General features: G+C 66.7%; 13 protein-coding genes and 1 pseudogene. 9 read left to right on the forward strand and 5 right to left on the reverse strand.

Going from position 1 to position 15351, the window contains the following annotated elements; all coding sequences use genetic code 11:
* Positions 1-38 precede the first annotated feature (38 nt).
* The 3 genes and pseudogenes from RND78_RS28205 to RND78_RS08545 all read right to left on the reverse strand — a co-directional run bounded on the left by RND78_RS28205 (position 39) and on the right by RND78_RS08545 (position 5237).
* On the reverse strand, positions 39-911 hold the full coding sequence (locus RND78_RS28205; protein ID WP_409457030.1) for a methyl-accepting chemotaxis protein: 873 nt from the start codon (positions 909-911) through the stop codon (positions 39-41).
* Positions 894-1670, reverse strand: a pseudogene (locus tag RND78_RS28210) (MCP four helix bundle domain-containing protein); the annotation flags it as partial. The gene RND78_RS28205 and the pseudogene RND78_RS28210, both read right to left, overlap by 18 nt.
* 96 nt (positions 1671-1766) lie before the next feature.
* Positions 1767-5237 (reverse strand): acyl-[ACP]--phospholipid O-acyltransferase, encoded by a 3471-nt coding sequence (locus RND78_RS08545; protein ID WP_312727734.1) that lies wholly within the window; start codon positions 5235-5237, stop codon positions 1767-1769.
* Positions 5238-5507: 270 nt separating this feature from the next.
* On the opposite strand from RND78_RS08545, the gene RND78_RS08550 reads away from it, so the two are divergent.
* Positions 5508-5717 carry a cold-shock protein gene (locus RND78_RS08550; RefSeq protein ID WP_007160189.1) on the forward strand — a complete coding sequence of 70 codons (210 nt, stop codon included), beginning with the start codon at positions 5508-5510 and terminating at the stop codon, positions 5715-5717.
* Positions 5718-6117: 400 nt separating this feature from the next.
* On the opposite strand, the gene pap is transcribed toward RND78_RS08550, so the two are convergent.
* The gene (gene pap, locus RND78_RS08555) at positions 6118-7602 is read right to left on the reverse strand and encodes a polyphosphate:AMP phosphotransferase (RefSeq protein ID WP_312727737.1); all 1485 of its coding nucleotides are present in this window, start codon (positions 7600-7602) and stop codon (positions 6118-6120) included.
* 200 nt (positions 7603-7802) lie between these two features.
* Here pap and RND78_RS08560 point away from each other — a divergent pair, with 200 nt between their 5' ends.
* The 8 genes from RND78_RS08560 (at position 7803) to RND78_RS08595 (ending at position 14683) form a co-directional block, all read left to right on the forward strand.
* Complete coding sequence (locus tag RND78_RS08560) at positions 7803-8774, forward strand: CHAD domain-containing protein (protein WP_312727740.1); 972 nt, start codon at positions 7803-7805, stop codon at positions 8772-8774.
* 75 nt (positions 8775-8849) lie between these two features.
* On the forward strand, positions 8850-9113 hold the full coding sequence (locus tag RND78_RS08565; RefSeq protein ID WP_059228535.1) for a PepSY domain-containing protein: 264 nt from the start codon (positions 8850-8852) through the stop codon (positions 9111-9113).
* A gap of 105 nt (positions 9114-9218) precedes the next feature.
* Positions 9219-10058 carry an STAS domain-containing protein gene (locus RND78_RS08570; RefSeq protein ID WP_312727749.1) on the forward strand — a complete coding sequence of 280 codons (840 nt, stop codon included), beginning with the start codon at positions 9219-9221 and terminating at the stop codon, positions 10056-10058.
* Positions 10059-10070: 12 nt separating this feature from the next.
* Complete coding sequence (locus tag RND78_RS08575; protein WP_312728113.1) at positions 10071-10493, forward strand: STAS domain-containing protein; 423 nt, start codon at positions 10071-10073, stop codon at positions 10491-10493.
* 4 nt (positions 10494-10497) lie between these two features.
* Positions 10498-10851, forward strand: a complete 354-nt coding sequence (locus RND78_RS08580; protein WP_312727752.1) for an ATP-binding protein — start codon at positions 10498-10500, stop codon at positions 10849-10851.
* Positions 10842-11828, forward strand: a complete 987-nt coding sequence (locus RND78_RS08585; RefSeq protein ID WP_312727755.1) for a SpoIIE family protein phosphatase — start codon at positions 10842-10844, stop codon at positions 11826-11828. The genes RND78_RS08580 and RND78_RS08585 overlap by 10 nt, the downstream gene beginning before the upstream one ends.
* Positions 11821-13578, forward strand: a complete 1758-nt coding sequence (locus RND78_RS08590; protein ID WP_312727757.1) for an ATP-binding protein — start codon at positions 11821-11823, stop codon at positions 13576-13578. Before RND78_RS08585 ends, RND78_RS08590 begins: the two co-directional genes overlap by 8 nt.
* Positions 13571-14683, forward strand: a complete 1113-nt coding sequence (locus RND78_RS08595) for a response regulator (protein WP_312727760.1) — start codon at positions 13571-13573, stop codon at positions 14681-14683. The genes RND78_RS08590 and RND78_RS08595 overlap by 8 nt, the downstream gene beginning before the upstream one ends.
* On the opposite strand, the gene RND78_RS08600 is transcribed toward RND78_RS08595, so the two are convergent.
* Positions 14680-15297 (reverse strand): TetR/AcrR family transcriptional regulator, encoded by a 618-nt coding sequence (locus tag RND78_RS08600; RefSeq protein WP_312727763.1) that lies wholly within the window; start codon positions 15295-15297, stop codon positions 14680-14682. The genes RND78_RS08595 and RND78_RS08600 overlap by 4 nt on opposite strands.
* Between the last annotated feature and the right edge of the window lie 54 nt (positions 15298-15351).

Genomic DNA, 15351 nt, shown 5'->3' on the forward strand with positions numbered 1-15351 from the left:
TGATTCGACCCGGGAAGCCGCGGCCTCCCGGACTCGGCTCAGAGGTGGAATTGCCGCACCGTGCCGTGCAGATCCCCGGCCAGGCGGGCCAGGTCGTTGCTGGCGGCGGCGGTCTGCCCGGCTCCGGCGGCGTTCTGGGTGGAAAGATCGCGGATGCTGGTGAGATTGCGATCCACCTCGCGCGCCACCTGGGCCTGCTCCTCGGTGGCGGCGGAGATGCTCAGGTTGCGCTCGGTGATCTGCACGATGTTGCGCCCGATCTCGCCCAGGGCTTCGCCAGCCGCGGCCGCCACCTCCAGGCAGGCGCCGGCCTGTTGGTTGCTGGTCGCCATGGCGCTCACCGCCTTGCCCGCCCCGCCCTGGATAGCGCCGATCATGTCTTCGATCTCGCCAGTGGACTGCTGGGTGCGCGCCGCCAGGGCCCGTACCTCGTCGGCGACCACGGCGAAACCGCGACCCGCCTCGCCGGCACGCGCGGCTTCGATGGCGGCGTTGAGCGCCAGCAGGTTGGTCTGTTCGGCGATGCCACGGATGACGTCGAGCACGCCACTGATGCGCTGCACCTGGCCGGCCAGGCCGTCGATCTCGGCGCCGCTGCTGGTGACCGCGGCGTGCAACGCCTGGATGGTCTGCAGGGTCTCCTCGACACGCCGCTGACCGACGTCGGCGGAGGTCCGGGAATCCTGGGCGGCGGCGCTGGCAGCGGCGGCATTGCGTGCCACCTCCTCTACCGCCGCGGTCATCTGGTTGACCGCCGTGGCAGCCTGGGCCAATTCATCGTTCTGTCGCTGGATGCCGCGCAGCCCCACCTCGGTCACCGTCGACATCTCTTCGGAGGTGGCGGCCAGGGTGGTGGAGGACAGATTCAGCCGCTCCAGGGTAGCGCGCAGGTTGTCCTGCATCCGGGCCATGGCGGCCAGCAGGCGACCGGGCTCGTCGCGACCGTCCTGCTCTATCGGCCGGCTGAGATCGTTGGCGGCGATGCGCTCGGCCACCGCCAGCGCCTTGGCCAGTGGCCCGGTGAGGCTGCGGGTGAAGCGCCAGGCCAGCAACAGGGTACCGGCCAGGGCCGCCAGCATCGCCGCCACGGTGATGCCGATGGCGGTGCGGTAGCTGTCCATGGACGCTGCCGCGAGGCGGGTGACCTTGCCATCGACCAGGCCGGCGAGCTCGTTGACGGTCGCGCCCAGTGCGTTACCGCTGCGCGCCATTTCGCCATCCTGCCCGGTGAGCTTGAGCAACTCGGCATCGTTCTGGTCGTCCAGTGCCTTGAGATAACGGCTCTGGTTGTTCAGGTAGGTGGCCAGCTGGCTCGTCAGCCGGGCGTAGACTTCACGGCCCTTGTCGGTGACCAGCAGCGTCTCGAACTGGCGCACATGCTTTTCCAGGATGACCCTGGCCTCGTCGAGGTTCCTGTGCACCGCCTGGGTTTCGGCGTTCGAGGTGGCCAGCATCAGCCCCTGGTTATACATCCGCACGGTCAGCAGGTCGGCGCGGATCTCGCCGATGGTGCGTACGCTGGGAATCACGTTGCCGACGATCTGCTCTTCGCCCTCCTTGATGACGCGGCTCTGGCCGAGGGAAAACAGGCCGAAGCCGCTCACCAGCAAGGCGAAGAAGCCAAAGGCGACCAGGGCGCGCGGGGCGATGTTGAGGGAGCGAAGCTTCACCGGAGACTCCTCGGAAAAATGAATAGCCCCCTCATGATCGGCAGGACAGCGTCAGGCTTTAGCGCTCTTCTGACGACAGTCCTGCAATGTATCGCCTCAGCTAGACACCTCCGCCGCCAGTCGCTCCTGTGCCAGGCGCTTCGCACCGGCCACGTCGGCCTTGCCGGTACCCAGCTTCGGCAGCTCCTCCACCGCCAGCCAGGCCGAGGGTAACAGCAGCCCGCTCACGCCCTGGGCCAGCAGGGTCTTCTCTACCGCGGCGCCGTCCAGGCTGCCGGTGTGCAGCACCACGATACGCTCGCCCTTCCTGGCATCCGGCAGATTGACCGCCAGCAGCTCGATCTCCGGATCGGCCACCGCCCGCGCCAGGGCCTGCTCCACGGCGCCCAGGCTGACCATCTCACCGCCGATCTTGGCGAAGCGCGAGTAGCGATCGACGATGGTGAGGAAGCCGTCTTCGTCCAGCCGCCCCTGGTCGCCGGTCACGTACCAGCGTTCGCCGTCCAGCTCGCGGATGACCTTGGCGGTGCGTTCGGGATCGTTCAGATAGCCCTGCATCAGCTGCGGTCCACCGATCAGCACCATGCCGGCCTCCCCCGTGGGCAGCTCGACGAAGGTCTGGGGATCGACGATCTTCAGGCCGGTCCCCGGCAGCGGCATGCCCACGGTGCCCAGCTTGCCGCCGCGCTGCACCTGCAGGTAGCTGACGTCCAGGGCATCGGGCAGGTTGACCGAGGCCACTGGCGCCGTCTCGGTGGCGCCGTAGCCTTCGTAGATGTCCTGGTTGAACTTGAGCTTGAAGGCCTCGCGCACCGCCGGGTCCAGGCGCTCGGCACCGGCCACCACGATGCGCAGGCTCTCCAGCATCAGCGGATGCACCTTCTGGTTGCGCACGAACAGCCGCAGGAAGGTCGAGGTGCCGCAAAGCACCGTGGCGCGATGGGTGGCCACCGCCTTGGCGATGCCGGCCACGTCGGTGGGATCGGCCTGGCAGACCACCGGCAGGCCTTCGATCAACGGCAGGAACTGGGTCACGGTGAGACCGAAGGCGTGGAACAGTGGCAAGGACGCCATGAAGACATCGTCGTCCTGGGTGTTGAGCACGTCCGAGGTCTGCTTGAGGTTGGCCATGAGGTTGCGATGGCTGAGCATCACCCCCTTGGGCGTGCCCTCGCTGCCACTGGAGAAGAGGATGGCAGCGGTGGCCTCGGGATCATGGGCGCGACTCACCAGCACCTGCAGCATGGCGGTGGGCAGCAGCCGTACCGCCAGCCAGGTGGCCACCAGCTCGGCCTTGCCGATGCCGGCTCTCAGGCTTTCCAGATCGACGATCTCGCGGCCGGCGAGCAACTCGTCCACCGGCAGACCGCGCTTGCGCAAGCGCTCGAGAAAGCGCGTGGAGGTGTAGATGGTGCGGATGCCGGCCTGGTCCAGCCCGGAGCGCAAGGCCTCGGGGGTAGCGGTGTAGTTGAGGTTGACCAGGGTCTTGCCGGCCAGCAGCACCGCCATGTTGGCCAGCATCCCGCCGCTGCTGGTGGGCAGCAGCAGGCCGAGGTTTTGCGCAGGGCTCTTACGCATCCGCCGCGCCAGGCAGGCGGCGCCGGTGAGCGCCTGGGCGGCCTTGAGCGGCGCGCCCAGGTCATCCACCAAAGCCAGGCCACCGGGCCGCCGCTTGACGCTGGCGACCCAGGCATCGGCCAGGGACGGCAGCCCTTGCATGTAGCGCTCCCAGGAGCGGATCGATAGCTCGAAGATGCGTCGCTTGAGCACATCGGCCGGGGTGTCCTTGGCCAACGGCTTGCCGAAGGCCACTACCACTTCGCGGTGCAGCGGACTGTCGCGCAGCTCCTTGAGCTTGCTCGACGAACGCGAGAACTGGCTGCCCCAGAGCCCGCGCAGGTAGAAAGGCACGATCTGCACCTCGGGACCGACCTGCTGGCAGGCCTTCTCGTAGCCGCGGCGGAATTCGCCGAGCTGGCCGGTACGGCTGATCGCCCCTTCCGGGAACAGGCAGACCACCTCGCCGGCCTTCAGCAAATCGGCCACCTGCTCCAGCGCCGCACCGGCGCTGCTGCCCTGGGCGATGGGCAGGCAACCCATGGCCTTGAGGAAGGGCTTGAGATACCAACGCTCGTAGATCGACTTGAGCATCACGAAGCGCACCGGGCGCGGGCTGGCGATCTGCACCATGGCCCAGTCCACCCAGCTGATGTGATTGCCGAGCAGCAGCACGCCGCCCTGGGCCGGCAGGTTCTGCAGCCCCTGCACCTGGATGCGGTAGTGACGGGTGACCATCAGCCCGAGCAGGAAGCGCACCAGACTCTGCGGCAGTTTCCAGACGGTATAGGCGCCGCCGACCAGCGCCACGGCGGCGATCAGCAACAGCAGCCAGCGGCTGTCCAGGCCGAGCAGGGCGATCACCGCGGTGAGCACCAGGAAGCTCAGCATGCAGACGTTCTGCACCCAGTTGTTGGCCGCCAGTACCGTGCCGAGCTGGTCCTCGCGGGCATGGAACTGGATCAGGGCGTTGAGCGGCACGATGAACAGGCCGCCCATCAAGCCGATGAAGATGAAGTTGAGCGCATGCAGCCAGGCCGAGCTGGGCGCCGGCAGCCACCACAGGCCGAGGGCGATGCCCAGGGCGCCGACCGGGATCAACCCGGTCTCGATGCGCCCGCGCGACGCGCGACTGGCCAGCGCCGAGCCGATGGCGATGCCGATCCCGGCGCAGGCCAGGATGCCCTGCAGCACAAGCACGTTGTCGATGCCCAGGTGGTCCTTGGCGTAGGCCGGAAAGCTCGCCAGCAGCACCTGGCCTACCGACCAGAACACCGCGAGGCCGATGATCGACAGGCGGATCACCGGATTCTCGCCGATCACCGCCAGGTTGCGCCGGGTACTGCGCAGGCGCACATAGGCATGCCAGTCGAAGGGCTCGCGCGGCTTGGGCTCTTCGAGGATCGGCAGGCGATAGAGCAGCGCCACCTCGGCCAGGCTGCACAGCACCAGCAACCAGCCCAGCGGGCCGATGTCCTGCAGGATGGCGTGGGGCGTGGCATGGCCCTCGCCCAGGTGCAGCTGGAAGAAGGCGGTGAAAACCACGGTGCCGGCGAGGATGGCGATGATGGAGTTGGCCTGCACCAGGCCGTTGCCCTCGGCCAGTCGCTGCTTGCCGAACAGCGCCTTGATGTAGCCGTACTTGGCCGGTGAGTAGAAGGTCGCCTGGGTGGCCAGCAAGAGCGTCATGGCGAAGGCCAGCTCGAACAGCCCGGCGTAGTAGGCCAGCGTGATGCCGAGGGTGATGGCCACCGCCGCCCAGGCCCCGAGGCGCAGCACCCGCACCTTGGCGAAGCGATCGGCCACATGGCCGGAGGGACTGAACAGCAGGATGAAGGGCAGCAGCATCATGCCGTTGACCAGGGACGTCAGCACTACCTGGGTGGAGCCGTCATAGACCTTGAACACGGTATTCTGGATGACGATCTTGTGGCCAAGATCGACGAACGCGTTGAGAAAGACAGCGATCAGATAGGGCCAGGCCCCCTTGATCCGGTGCAGCTTGTCCATGCTTTACCTCTATCGATCGAGAGAATCCGTAGCCTGAGTGAGACGCTCTGGCAGTGCAAGCCACCGGTAGCCGGTCGTCAAATATGCAAATCAGGGCTATACAAGCTCGTGAAAGCGCGTATGGTGTAGGCACTGCTACTGCAATAGTTACTCGATACCTGCTTGATGTTGCTTCATTTTCATCTCCTGGCTCGTCTCACTCTCGCATTACAGTCCCGTTAGCGAATGTCTCGCTGACGTGGTTGTTCCCCCTACATCCTGGAGATACTCATGTCCAATCGTGAAAATGGCACCGTCAAGTGGTTCAACGATGAGAAAGGCTACGGCTTCATCACCCCGGAAAGCGGCGCCGACCTGTTCGTGCACTACCGCTCCATCGAAAGCGCCGGCTTCAAGAGCCTGAGCGAAGGCCAGAAGGTCACTTTCGTGGCTGTCAAAGGCCAGAAGGGTATGCAAGCTGACCAGGTTCAAGTCGTCTAACGACTGATCCGGTTGCAGAAAGGCCCCGCTTCGGCGGGGCTTTTTCGTTTCTGGGATTTAATGTATCAGCAGGCTTTACCGCGCTTCACGCCATCCCTTCTCCTGGGCACCCCAAGATGCAGGCGCGCCAAACGCCCCTTCCAGCAGGGCGAACGCAATCGTCGCGCAAGGGGTCGAGCGGCATGGATGCCGCGAGAGTCGCGAGGGCCAGGGACGGCCCTTCGCGGCGTGCCCCTGGAGCGGCGATGGAGGGAGCGAACCCCGGCGAAGCCGGGGCCGGATGGAGGGGCAAGCGCTTTTGGTTACTTTTGCCGCGACTGGCAAAAGTGACTCGCCCGAGGGGGCGAAACAAGAGGTAGCCGCAAACCTCGATAATCAGCCAAATAGCCCTGGCACTGGTTTACCCCTTGTCATACGCTCTTTCCAACGCCTCATTGAGCGTCCGCAACACCTTCACCCGCGCGAACCTCTTGTCGTTGGCCTCCACCAGCGTCCAGGGCGCGACGGTGGTACTGGTCTGCACCACCATGTCGTTCACCGCCTGGCTGTAGAGATCCCACTTGTCGCGATTGCGCCAGTCCTCCTCGGTGATCTTGAATCTCTTGAAGGGCGTCTCCTCGCGGGCCTTGAAGCGTTCCAGCTGGGTGTCCTGGTCGATGGCCAGCCAGAACTTGGCCAGCACGATGCCGGCGTCGCTGAGCTGCTCTTCGAATTCGTTGATCTCGCCATAGGCGCGCTGCCAGTCGGCCACCGGGGTCAGCTCCTCTACCCGCTCCACCAGCACCCGGCCGTACCAGGACCTGTCGAAGATGGTGAAGTCACCCTGCCGCGGAATGTGCCGCCAGAAGCGCCAGAGATAGGGCTGGGCCAGTTCCTCGTCGCTGGGTGCGGCGACCGGGACGATACGGTACTGGCGTGGGTCCAGGGCACCGGTGACGCGGCGGATGGCGCTGCCCTTGCCGGCGGCGTCGTTGCCCTCGAAGGCCGCCACCAGGGCGTGCCGACGATACTTCTTGTCGCGCAGCAGCTTGGCCAGGCGGGCCTGCTGGGCGAGCAGCTGGTCCTCGTAGTCGGCCTTGTCCAGGCGCTGGCTCAGGTCCAGCGCCGCCAGCACACCCTCCCCGTCCACCGGGGGCGGACTCACGGCAGCGGCCTTGCGTGGTTTGCGCGGCTTGCTGGCCAGGGCGCGCTGCAGCGCCTTGAGCAGCACGGTACCCACGGTCAGGCTGCGAAAGCGCTCGTCGAAGCCGGGCACCACGTGCCAGGGCGCGTAGTCGTGATGGGTGCGGCGCAATACCCGCTCGCCCTGCTTGACGAAGCGGTCATAGACCTTGGCCTGGCGCCAGTCCAGCGGGCTGAGCTTCCAACCCAGGCGCGGATCGTTCTTGAGGTGCTTGAGCCGCTGCTTGAGCTGGGGCTTGGAGAGGTGGAACCAAAACTTGAGGATCAGCGCGCCTTCGTCGGCGAGCATCCGCTCGAAACGCTCGGCCTGGTCGATGGCGGCGTCCAGCTCGAGCCTGGACAGCTCCTTGTTGACCCGGGCGTGCAGCATCTGGCTGTACCAGTTGCCGAAGAACACCCCGATGCGTCCCTTGCCCGGCAGGCGCTGCCAGTAGCGCCAGGCCGGCGGGTGCTGGCGCTCCTCGGCGGTGGGCTGGAGGAAGGTCTCGACGCGGATCAGGCGCGGGTCCATCCATTCGTTGAGCAGCTTGACGGTCTCGCCCTTGCCGGCGCCTTCGATGCCGTTGATCAGCACGATCACCGGGAAACGTCCCTGCGCCTTGAGCTCGTACTGGGCGGCGAGCAATGCCTCGCGCAACTTCGGCAGCTTGGCCTCGTAGGTGGCCTCGTCGAGCAGGTGTTCGTTCTCGGCGGCTTCGAACATCCGGATCTCCTCGCTAGCGTGGTGGGGGCAACTATAGCCCTTCTGACCCATTGCGCGGCAGGCGGTGCCAGGAGTGGAGTTGCATGACGGCAATATGACGATTAAATGAAATTTGGCATCAACCGCTGTTGTAGAGGTCTTCCTTACCGTTACGCTCCCGCGCCAGCGGGCGCTGCAGTCCACCTATTGAGGAGAGTTCGATGGCCTTTCGTTTCGATGCGCGGCAACCGGCAGACGAAGAAGTACGCCGTGTGGTGACGGATCGTCTGGTTCAGGCTGAGGCGTCGCTGGCGAGCGGTACCCCCAAGGGGGTGCACGAAACCCGCAAGCGACTCAAGGAATTGCGCGCCCTGCTGCGCCTGTTGCAGGCCGCGCTGGGCAAGCGCGCCTTCGCCAGCCGCAATCGACGCCTGCGTGACCTGGGCCGCGAACTGTCGTCGCTGCGCGACAGCGCCGCCCTGGTGGAAAGCTGGGACAAGCTCGGCGAGACCGATCGCAAGAGATTCGCCTCGCCGGCCATGAAGCGGGTGCGCCAGCGCCTGCAGGAACGCGCCGACCAGCAGACCGCCGCGGCCAGCAGCCATCCCGAGCTGCTCGCCGAGCTCGTCGCCCTGCGCCAGGATGTACCCGGCTGGAAACTCGCCGGCCAAGGCTTCGGTCTTTTCATCCGCGGCCTGGAAGACAACTACAAGGCCGGTCGCCAGGCGCTCAAGACCGCTCGCGACAAGCCCACCGACGAGACCCTGCACGATTGGCGCAAGCGGGTGAAGGACCACTGGTACCACACCCAGCTGCTCGCCGCCGCCTGGCCGACGGAGTTCAAGACCCGCCAGAAGAGCCTCAAGCGGCTCTCCGAGTACCTGGGCGACGACCACGACCTGGCGGTGATGCAGCAACTGCTGGACAGCGAGCCCACGCTGTTCGGTGCCAGCAACACCCGCCAGGCCATCGCCGAGAGCCTCGCCCGCCAGCGGGAGGTGCTGCAGACCAAGGCCTTCACCCTCGGCCGCCGGCTGTACCTCGACAAACCCACGGCGCTGGCCGAGCGTTGGCGCGATCTCTGGCGCCTGGCCAGCCGGCCCCACAGCCCGCGCAAGAGCAAGAGCAAGGCCAAGGACAGGACCGCGCCGCTGGGGCTGCTGCCGCACCTGGTGGACCAGGCCGATACCTGAGGCCTGGGTACTACGGGATTTGTCGCGCGTCGTGGTGGTCGAAGCGGGGACATACCACCACGACGAGGTCTCGCGATGAAATCCAAGCTGCTCGCTTCCCTGTTTGCCTGTTCCGTCCTGGCCAGCGGTGCGGCCCTGGCCGACCAGCCCGGTGCCGACTGGATGCCGATGAACGAGGTCAAGACCAAGCTCATGGAACAGGGCTACACCTCGATCACCAAGATCGAAGCCGATGACGGCCAATGGGAAGGCGAGGGCCTGAAGAAGGACGGCATGAAGTATGACTTCCATGCCGACGCCAAGACCGGCAAGATCACCAAGGAAAAGATGGACATGTGATCACCTGGAGACCGGGTCTCGGTGCCCGGTCTCCCGCGCCCCTCCGCCTCTCGCTACGCCAGATCGCCCCCTCCCGGGTCGCCTGCCTTCTCCCTAGGAATTCCCATGTACAGTACCGCTTTGGTCGAGCTGCTGCGCACCCATGAGCGCACCCTGCTCGACGCCTGGATCGGGGCCCAGCGCGCCGCCGGCATGCGCGTCGACCTGCTCGACGAAACCACCATCCTGGCCAATTCCGCCGAATTGCTGCGGCGCATCACCGTGGCCAGCGCCCAGGGCATCGGCGACCTGCGCGAGCCTCATTGGCAACCGGTGCGCGCCCTGCTGGAGCGCTTCTCCTTCGACCAGAGCCGCGCGGGCCTCACGCCCGCGCAGACCGCCACCTTCGTCTTCTCGCTGAAGGAACCGCTGTTCACCCTGATCCAGAACGAATGCGACGATCCCCTCGCCGAGATGTGGGCCGCTACCCGACTGATCGACGCCCTGGGCCTCTACAGCATCGAGAGCTACGTGAGCGGCCGCGAGACGGTGATCCGCGAGCAGCAGGAGAGCCTACTGGAGTTGTCGACCCCGGTGGTGGAGCTGTGGGACGGCATCCTCGCCATCCCGCTGATCGGCGCCCTGGACAGCAACCGCACCCAGGTGGTGATGGAGTCGCTGCTGGAGAAGATCGTCCAGACCGAGTCGGACATCGCCATCATCGACATCACTGGCGTCCCCACGGTGGACACCATGGTCGCCCAGCACCTGCTCAAGACCGTGACCGCCGCGCGGCTGATGGGCGCCCAGTGCATCATCAGCGGCATCCGTCCGCAGATCGCCGCCACCATCGTCCACCTCGGCGTGGACCTGGGCGACGTCATCACCAAGGCTTCCCTGGCCGATGCCTTCCGCCTGGCGTTGCGCCAGCAGGGCGTGCGCCTGGCCGCGCCGGCCAAGGGCTGAGGACCAGACATGATCGACAGGATTCCGATCCTCAAGCTGGGCCCCTTCCTGCTGCTGAGCATCCAGGTCGACATGCACGACCAACTGGCGCTGGACCTGCAGGAAGACCTCACCGAGCAGATCGTCCGCCACAAGGCCAAGGGCGTGCTCATCGACATCTCGGCGTTGGAGATCGTCGACTCCTTCATTGGCCGGATGCTGTCCCACATCGCCCAGGTCTCGCGCATCCTCGATGCCAAGGTCATCGTGGTCGGCATGCAGCCGGCGGTGGCCATCACCCTGGTGGAGCTGGGGCTGTCGCTGGAGGGCATCGCCACGGCGCTGAACATGGAAAAGGGCATGCGCCGACTCGAGGCCATGGTGGCCGCGGATGAACTGCCGGGGAAGTCAGAGGGTGGCGAAGATGCAGACGCTTCCACTCCGCCAGGAGACTGACATCGTGCTGATCCGTCAGCAGGTGCGCAAGGTCGCCGAAGCCATTCGCCTGGGCCTGATCTCCCAGACCAAGATCGTCACCGCGGCCAGCGAGATCGCGCGCAACGGCCTGGTCTACGGCCTGGGGGGTGAGTGCCTGATCGAGGAAACGGTGCGCGCCGGCAAGCCGGCGATCCGCCTGGTGATCCGCGACAACGGTCCGGGTATCGCCGACCTCGACCGTGCCATGGTCGACGGCTACACCTCGGGCAAGGGCCTGGGGCTGGGGCTGTCCGGCTCGCGCCGGCTGGTGGACGACTTCCGCATCGAAAGCCAGCCCGGCCAGGGCACCACCGTGGAGCTGTGGAAATGGCGTTGAGCGGCCAACCGTGCAGCCTGGTCCTGCCGGTGAGTACCGCGGTGCACGTGGATGCTGCCCGGCGCGCCCTGGTGCGCCTGGCCAGCAGCGTCACCCAGGACGAAACCCTACTCGGCCGCCTGACCATCGTCGCCCAGGAGCTGGGCTACAACCTGGTCCGCCATGCCGGCCATGGCGAGCTGTGCGCCACCCTGGGCGACGCCGGCGTGCTCGATGTGCTGGCGGTGGATCGCGGCCCGGGCATGCAGGACGTCGCCCGCTGCCTGACCGATCACTACAGCACGGCGGCCACCCTGGGCGCCGGGCTGGGCGCGATCCGCCGTCAGTCCGACGTCTTCGACATCCATTCGCGCCCGGGCCAGGGCACCGTGGTGCTGGCCCGCTTCCACCTGGCCGGCACCCCGAGTACCCGGCTGCAACTCGGCGCCCTCTGTAGCCCGCACCCTGAGGAGCAGGTCTGTGGCGACAGCTGGGCGGTGAGTGGGCGGCGCCTGCTAGTGTGCGACGGCCTCGGCCACGGCCAGCAGGCTGCGGCGGCCAGTCGTCGCGCCCGCGAGCTGTTCCTGCGCCAGGCCGCCCATCTGCCGTTGCAGCAGCTGATGGAGAATCTGCACCAGGCGCTGATGGACACCCGTGGCGCCGCCCTGGCCCTGGCCGAACTGGATGCCGACCAGGGCCAGGTGAGCTTCTGTGGCATCGGCAACATCGCCGGGCGCCTGTTCGGCAACAGTGCGCGCAGCCTGGTGTCCAACAATGGCACCCTGGGTTACCGGATCGGCCGCATCCAGACCTTCACCTACCCCTGGACGCCGGGCACCCTGCTGGTGCTCAACTCCGATGGCCTGACGTCCAAGGTGAACCTGGGCGAGCACTCGGGCCTCGGCGGTCGTCATCCGGCACTGATCGCCGCGCTGCTGCACCGCGACTTCCGTCGTCCCAACGATGACGCCACCGTTCTGGTACTCAAGCATGTCTGATGCCCCGCCCCTGCTGACCCTCACGCTGCGCAGCGAGCAGGACGTGGTGCATTGCCGCCAGGCGGCCAAGCGACTCGCCGCCGCCCTGGACTGGCCATTACTGGAGCAGATCCGCCTGGCCACCGCCGTCTCCGAGCTGGCCCGCAACATCCACCAGTATGCCGGCCACGGCCGCTTCGAATTCGCCCTGCTGGCCGACGCGGGCCAGCTGCTGCGTGGCCTGCAGGTCCGAGCCCTCGACCAGGGCCCCGGCATCGCCGCGATCGAGGCCATCCGCGACGGCAGCTATCGCTCCGCGACCGGCATGGGCATCGGCCTGCGCGGCGCCCAGCGGCTGTTCGACGACTTCGACCTGCACACCTCCCCCGCCGGCACCCGGATCACCGCCTGCAAGTACCAGGCGCCCCGGCCGTCACCCGACCCGGCCGCCCTCGCCGCCCTGGTCAGCGAACTGCAGGGCGCGCCGGCCCCCGATCCCTACCAGCAGATTCGCCTGCAGAGCGAGGAATTGCTGGTGACCAACACCGAGCTGCAATTCAAGCAATCGGAGCTGGAGGCCACCAACAAGGAGCTGGAGGACACCAACCAGGGCGTGGTGGCGCTCTACTCCGAGCTGGAGAAGGCGACCCAGGAACTCAAGGAGGCGAGCGAGGCCAAGGCGCGCTTCTTCTCCAACATGACCCATGAATTCCGCACGCCGATCAACATCATCGAGAACGTCGCCAAGTTGCTGGCCAGCGGCGTGGACGGCGCCCTCAACGCCGAGCAGCAGCGCCAGGTGCGCTTCATCAGCGACGCGGCGCTGGAGCTGGCCAACCTGGTCGGCGAACTGCTCGCCCTGGCCGAGGTGCAATCCGGACGCCTGACCATCGTGCCCCAGCCCTTCCTGCTGGGGCACTTCATGGAGCGCCTCGCCCAGTTCGCCGCGGCCTTGGCGCCGCGCTATCCCCAGGTCAGCTGCGAGATCGTGCCGGCACCGGACGCCGTGACGCTGGAGACCGACGAGACGCGGCTGTTCCAGATCCTGCGCAACCTGATCTCCAACGCCTTCAAGTACACCCCCCAGGGCCGGGTACGCATCCAGGTGTTCCAGCCCGACGACGACCACCTGGAATTCCTGGTGGAAGACAGTGGCGTGGGCATCGCCGCCGCGGATCGACAGAAGATCTTCGAGGAATTCGAGCGTATCCGCTCGCCGCACCTGACCCACATCGAGGGCACCGGACTCGGCCTACCCCTGGCCCAGCGTCTGGCGGTGCTGCTCAGGGGCGAGCTGTCCCTGGACAGCGAGGTCGGCCGTGGCAGCCGCTTCATCCTGCGCCTGCCGCGCCGCTACCTGACCTCCGGCGCCGCCGCGGAGCCGCTCGACCTGAGCGGCCTCACGGTACTGGTGATCGAGGACAACGAAGGCGATCGCTACCTGATCCGGCGTACCCTCGAGGTCGCCAACCCGGTGCTGCTGGAAGCCGACAGCGCGCGCAGCAGCCTGGATCGCCTTAACGCGGTGCGGCCCGACATCATCATCCTCGACCTCGACCTGCCCGACATCAACGGCGAGGACCTGCTCGCCAGCATGGACTGGAGCATGCATCGCCGGGTGCTGATCAACACCGCCCAACCGCTGGACGACACCAGGCGCGAGCGGCTGCTGGAGAGCTGCCACGCCATCCTGTCCAAGCACCAGCCCGACCATGCCGAGCGTCTGCTCGCGGAGGTGTATAGCCTGGCGCGGAGTCTGAGCCATGAGTAGCGCCGCGCAGCGCATCGTCATCATCGACGACACCGAGGCCAATCGCTACGTGCTGCGCAAGATCCTGGAAAGCCAGACGCAGTACCAGGTCTGCGAAGCGGCCAGCGGCACGGCCGGCCTGGCGCTGATCGACGACGACGTGCAACTGGTGATCATCGACGTCAACCTGCCGGACATGACCGGCTTCGAACTGATCCAGGCCATCGAGCGCCAGCGCGGTCGTGGTCGCCTGCCGGCCCTCATCAACATCTCGGCCACCTTCGTCTCCGGCCAGGACAAGGCGCGCGGCTTCAACACCGGTGCCCAGGCCTACCTCACCCATCCGATAAACCCGGACGAGGTACTGGCCACCGTCGCCGCCCTGCTCAAGGCCAGCTCCCAGGTCGGGCACATGGAGCAGCAGCGCAACTCGGCCATCGCCCGCAGCGAGAACCTGCAGGCGGAGAAGGTCATGCTCGAACGCTTCATGAGGTCGCTCAACCACGACCTGCGCTCGCCCCTCACCGCCGCCACCATGGTGGTGAACCTGATGCAGCGCAGTCCGGCGCGGCGGACCGACGACCTGCTGCAGACCCTGCACGACAACCTGCAGCGCATGAACCAGATGATCACCGACGTACTCGACATCACCCACATGAGCCTGGGCGGCGGCGTGCGCCTGAGCGGCGAGCCGCTGCTGCTCGGTCCCCTGCTGACGGACGCGGCGGCCAATCTGCGCCTGCAGTTCGCCAATCCCCTCCATCTGCGCCTGGACACCCCGGAGCTGGAAGTGCGCTGGGATAGATACGCCTTCCTGCGCATCCTCGACAACCTGGTGCTCAATGCCGCCAAGCACGGCCAGGCCGGCACGCCGATCTGGGTGCACCAGCGCCTGACCGATGACGGCGTAGTGCTGGAGCTGCGCAACCGCGGCCAGTTCCCTGACGACGTCCTGGCCAACCTGGCGACGCCCTACTTCATCTCCACCCGCAGCGAAAAGCGCGGCTGGGGCCTGGGGCTGCCCATCGTCAAGGCGCTCAGCGAGAGTTTCGGCGGCGAGGCGCGCTTCGCCAACGGCGAGGGGGAAGTGGTCATTACCCTGAGATTGCCGCTGCGCCTGAGCTAGGCTCTGGGCAGCATGCCTTCCAGGATCAACCGACTGGTGCGGCGCACCTGTTGGCGGTGGGCGGCCAGGTCCAGCGGTGACTGGTTGACCAGGCGCAGCAGTTGCAGATGGGAATAGTCGTTGAGCAGGAAGGCCGCCAGCTCGATGTCCAGATCCTCGCGCAGCTTCCCCAGGCGTTGCAGCTCGCGCAGGATCAGGGCGATCTCCCGTTGCAGGCGGCTATTGAGCGCCTGGTACTTGGTCGCCACGCCCTCGTCACCGCCACGCAGTACCGCCGGCAGCAGCTGGCGCCACAACTCGGGCGGCATGGCGTCGAGGGCATAGCCCACGAGGCGGCTTTCCAGGTCGCACAGGGCGTCCAGCGGATCGGCATAGCTCGCCAGACGCTCACGACTCTCCTGTATGGCGCGGCCGTCCGCCTGGACCAGCAACTCCAGGAGGATCTCCTGCTTGGAGCCGAAGTAGTTGAACACCGTCGGCGGCGAAACCTGCGCCTCGCGGGCGATCTGCTCGATGGTGGTTTCCTGGAAACCCTGACCGACGAAGAGTTGCAGGGCGGCGTCGCTGATCTGCTGGCGGCGCCTGGCTTTCTGTTGGCTACGTAATTGCGACATGGTCCGCCCCGTTGGCTGAAGCCGGCATTCTAACGAATCAGACAATGATCAGAG

Origin of the sequence: Pseudomonas oryzihabitans (genome assembly GCF_032027545.1) — a bacterium.
Lineage (GTDB): Bacteria > Pseudomonadota > Gammaproteobacteria > Pseudomonadales > Pseudomonadaceae > Chryseomonas > Chryseomonas oryzihabitans_F.

What these genes read in the sequence shown, in the direction of transcription:
- RND78_RS08595 (WP_312727760.1), top strand. Translation starts at nt 13,571, where the DNA reads ATGAGTAGCGCCGCGCAGCGCATCGTCATCATCGACGACACCGAGGCC.
- RND78_RS08585 (WP_312727755.1), top strand. Translation starts at nt 10,842, where the DNA reads ATGGCGTTGAGCGGCCAACCGTGCAGCCTGGTCCTGCCGGTGAGTACC.
- RND78_RS28205 (WP_409457030.1), bottom strand. Translation starts at nt 911, where the DNA reads ATGGCCCGGATGCAGGACAACCTGCGCGCTACCCTGGAGCGGCTGAAT.
- RND78_RS08600 (WP_312727763.1), bottom strand. Translation starts at nt 15,297, where the DNA reads ATGTCGCAATTACGTAGCCAACAGAAAGCCAGGCGCCGCCAGCAGATC.
- RND78_RS08590 (WP_312727757.1), top strand. Translation starts at nt 11,821, where the DNA reads ATGTCTGATGCCCCGCCCCTGCTGACCCTCACGCTGCGCAGCGAGCAG.
- RND78_RS08550 (WP_007160189.1), top strand. Translation starts at nt 5,508, where the DNA reads ATGTCCAATCGTGAAAATGGCACCGTCAAGTGGTTCAACGATGAGAAA.
- RND78_RS08560 (WP_312727740.1), top strand. Translation starts at nt 7,803, where the DNA reads ATGGCCTTTCGTTTCGATGCGCGGCAACCGGCAGACGAAGAAGTACGC.
- RND78_RS08545 (WP_312727734.1), bottom strand. Translation starts at nt 5,237, where the DNA reads ATGGACAAGCTGCACCGGATCAAGGGGGCCTGGCCCTATCTGATCGCT.
- RND78_RS08570 (WP_312727749.1), top strand. Translation starts at nt 9,219, where the DNA reads ATGTACAGTACCGCTTTGGTCGAGCTGCTGCGCACCCATGAGCGCACC.
- pap (WP_312727737.1), bottom strand. Translation starts at nt 7,602, where the DNA reads ATGTTCGAAGCCGCCGAGAACGAACACCTGCTCGACGAGGCCACCTAC.
- RND78_RS08565 (WP_059228535.1), top strand. Translation starts at nt 8,850, where the DNA reads ATGAAATCCAAGCTGCTCGCTTCCCTGTTTGCCTGTTCCGTCCTGGCC.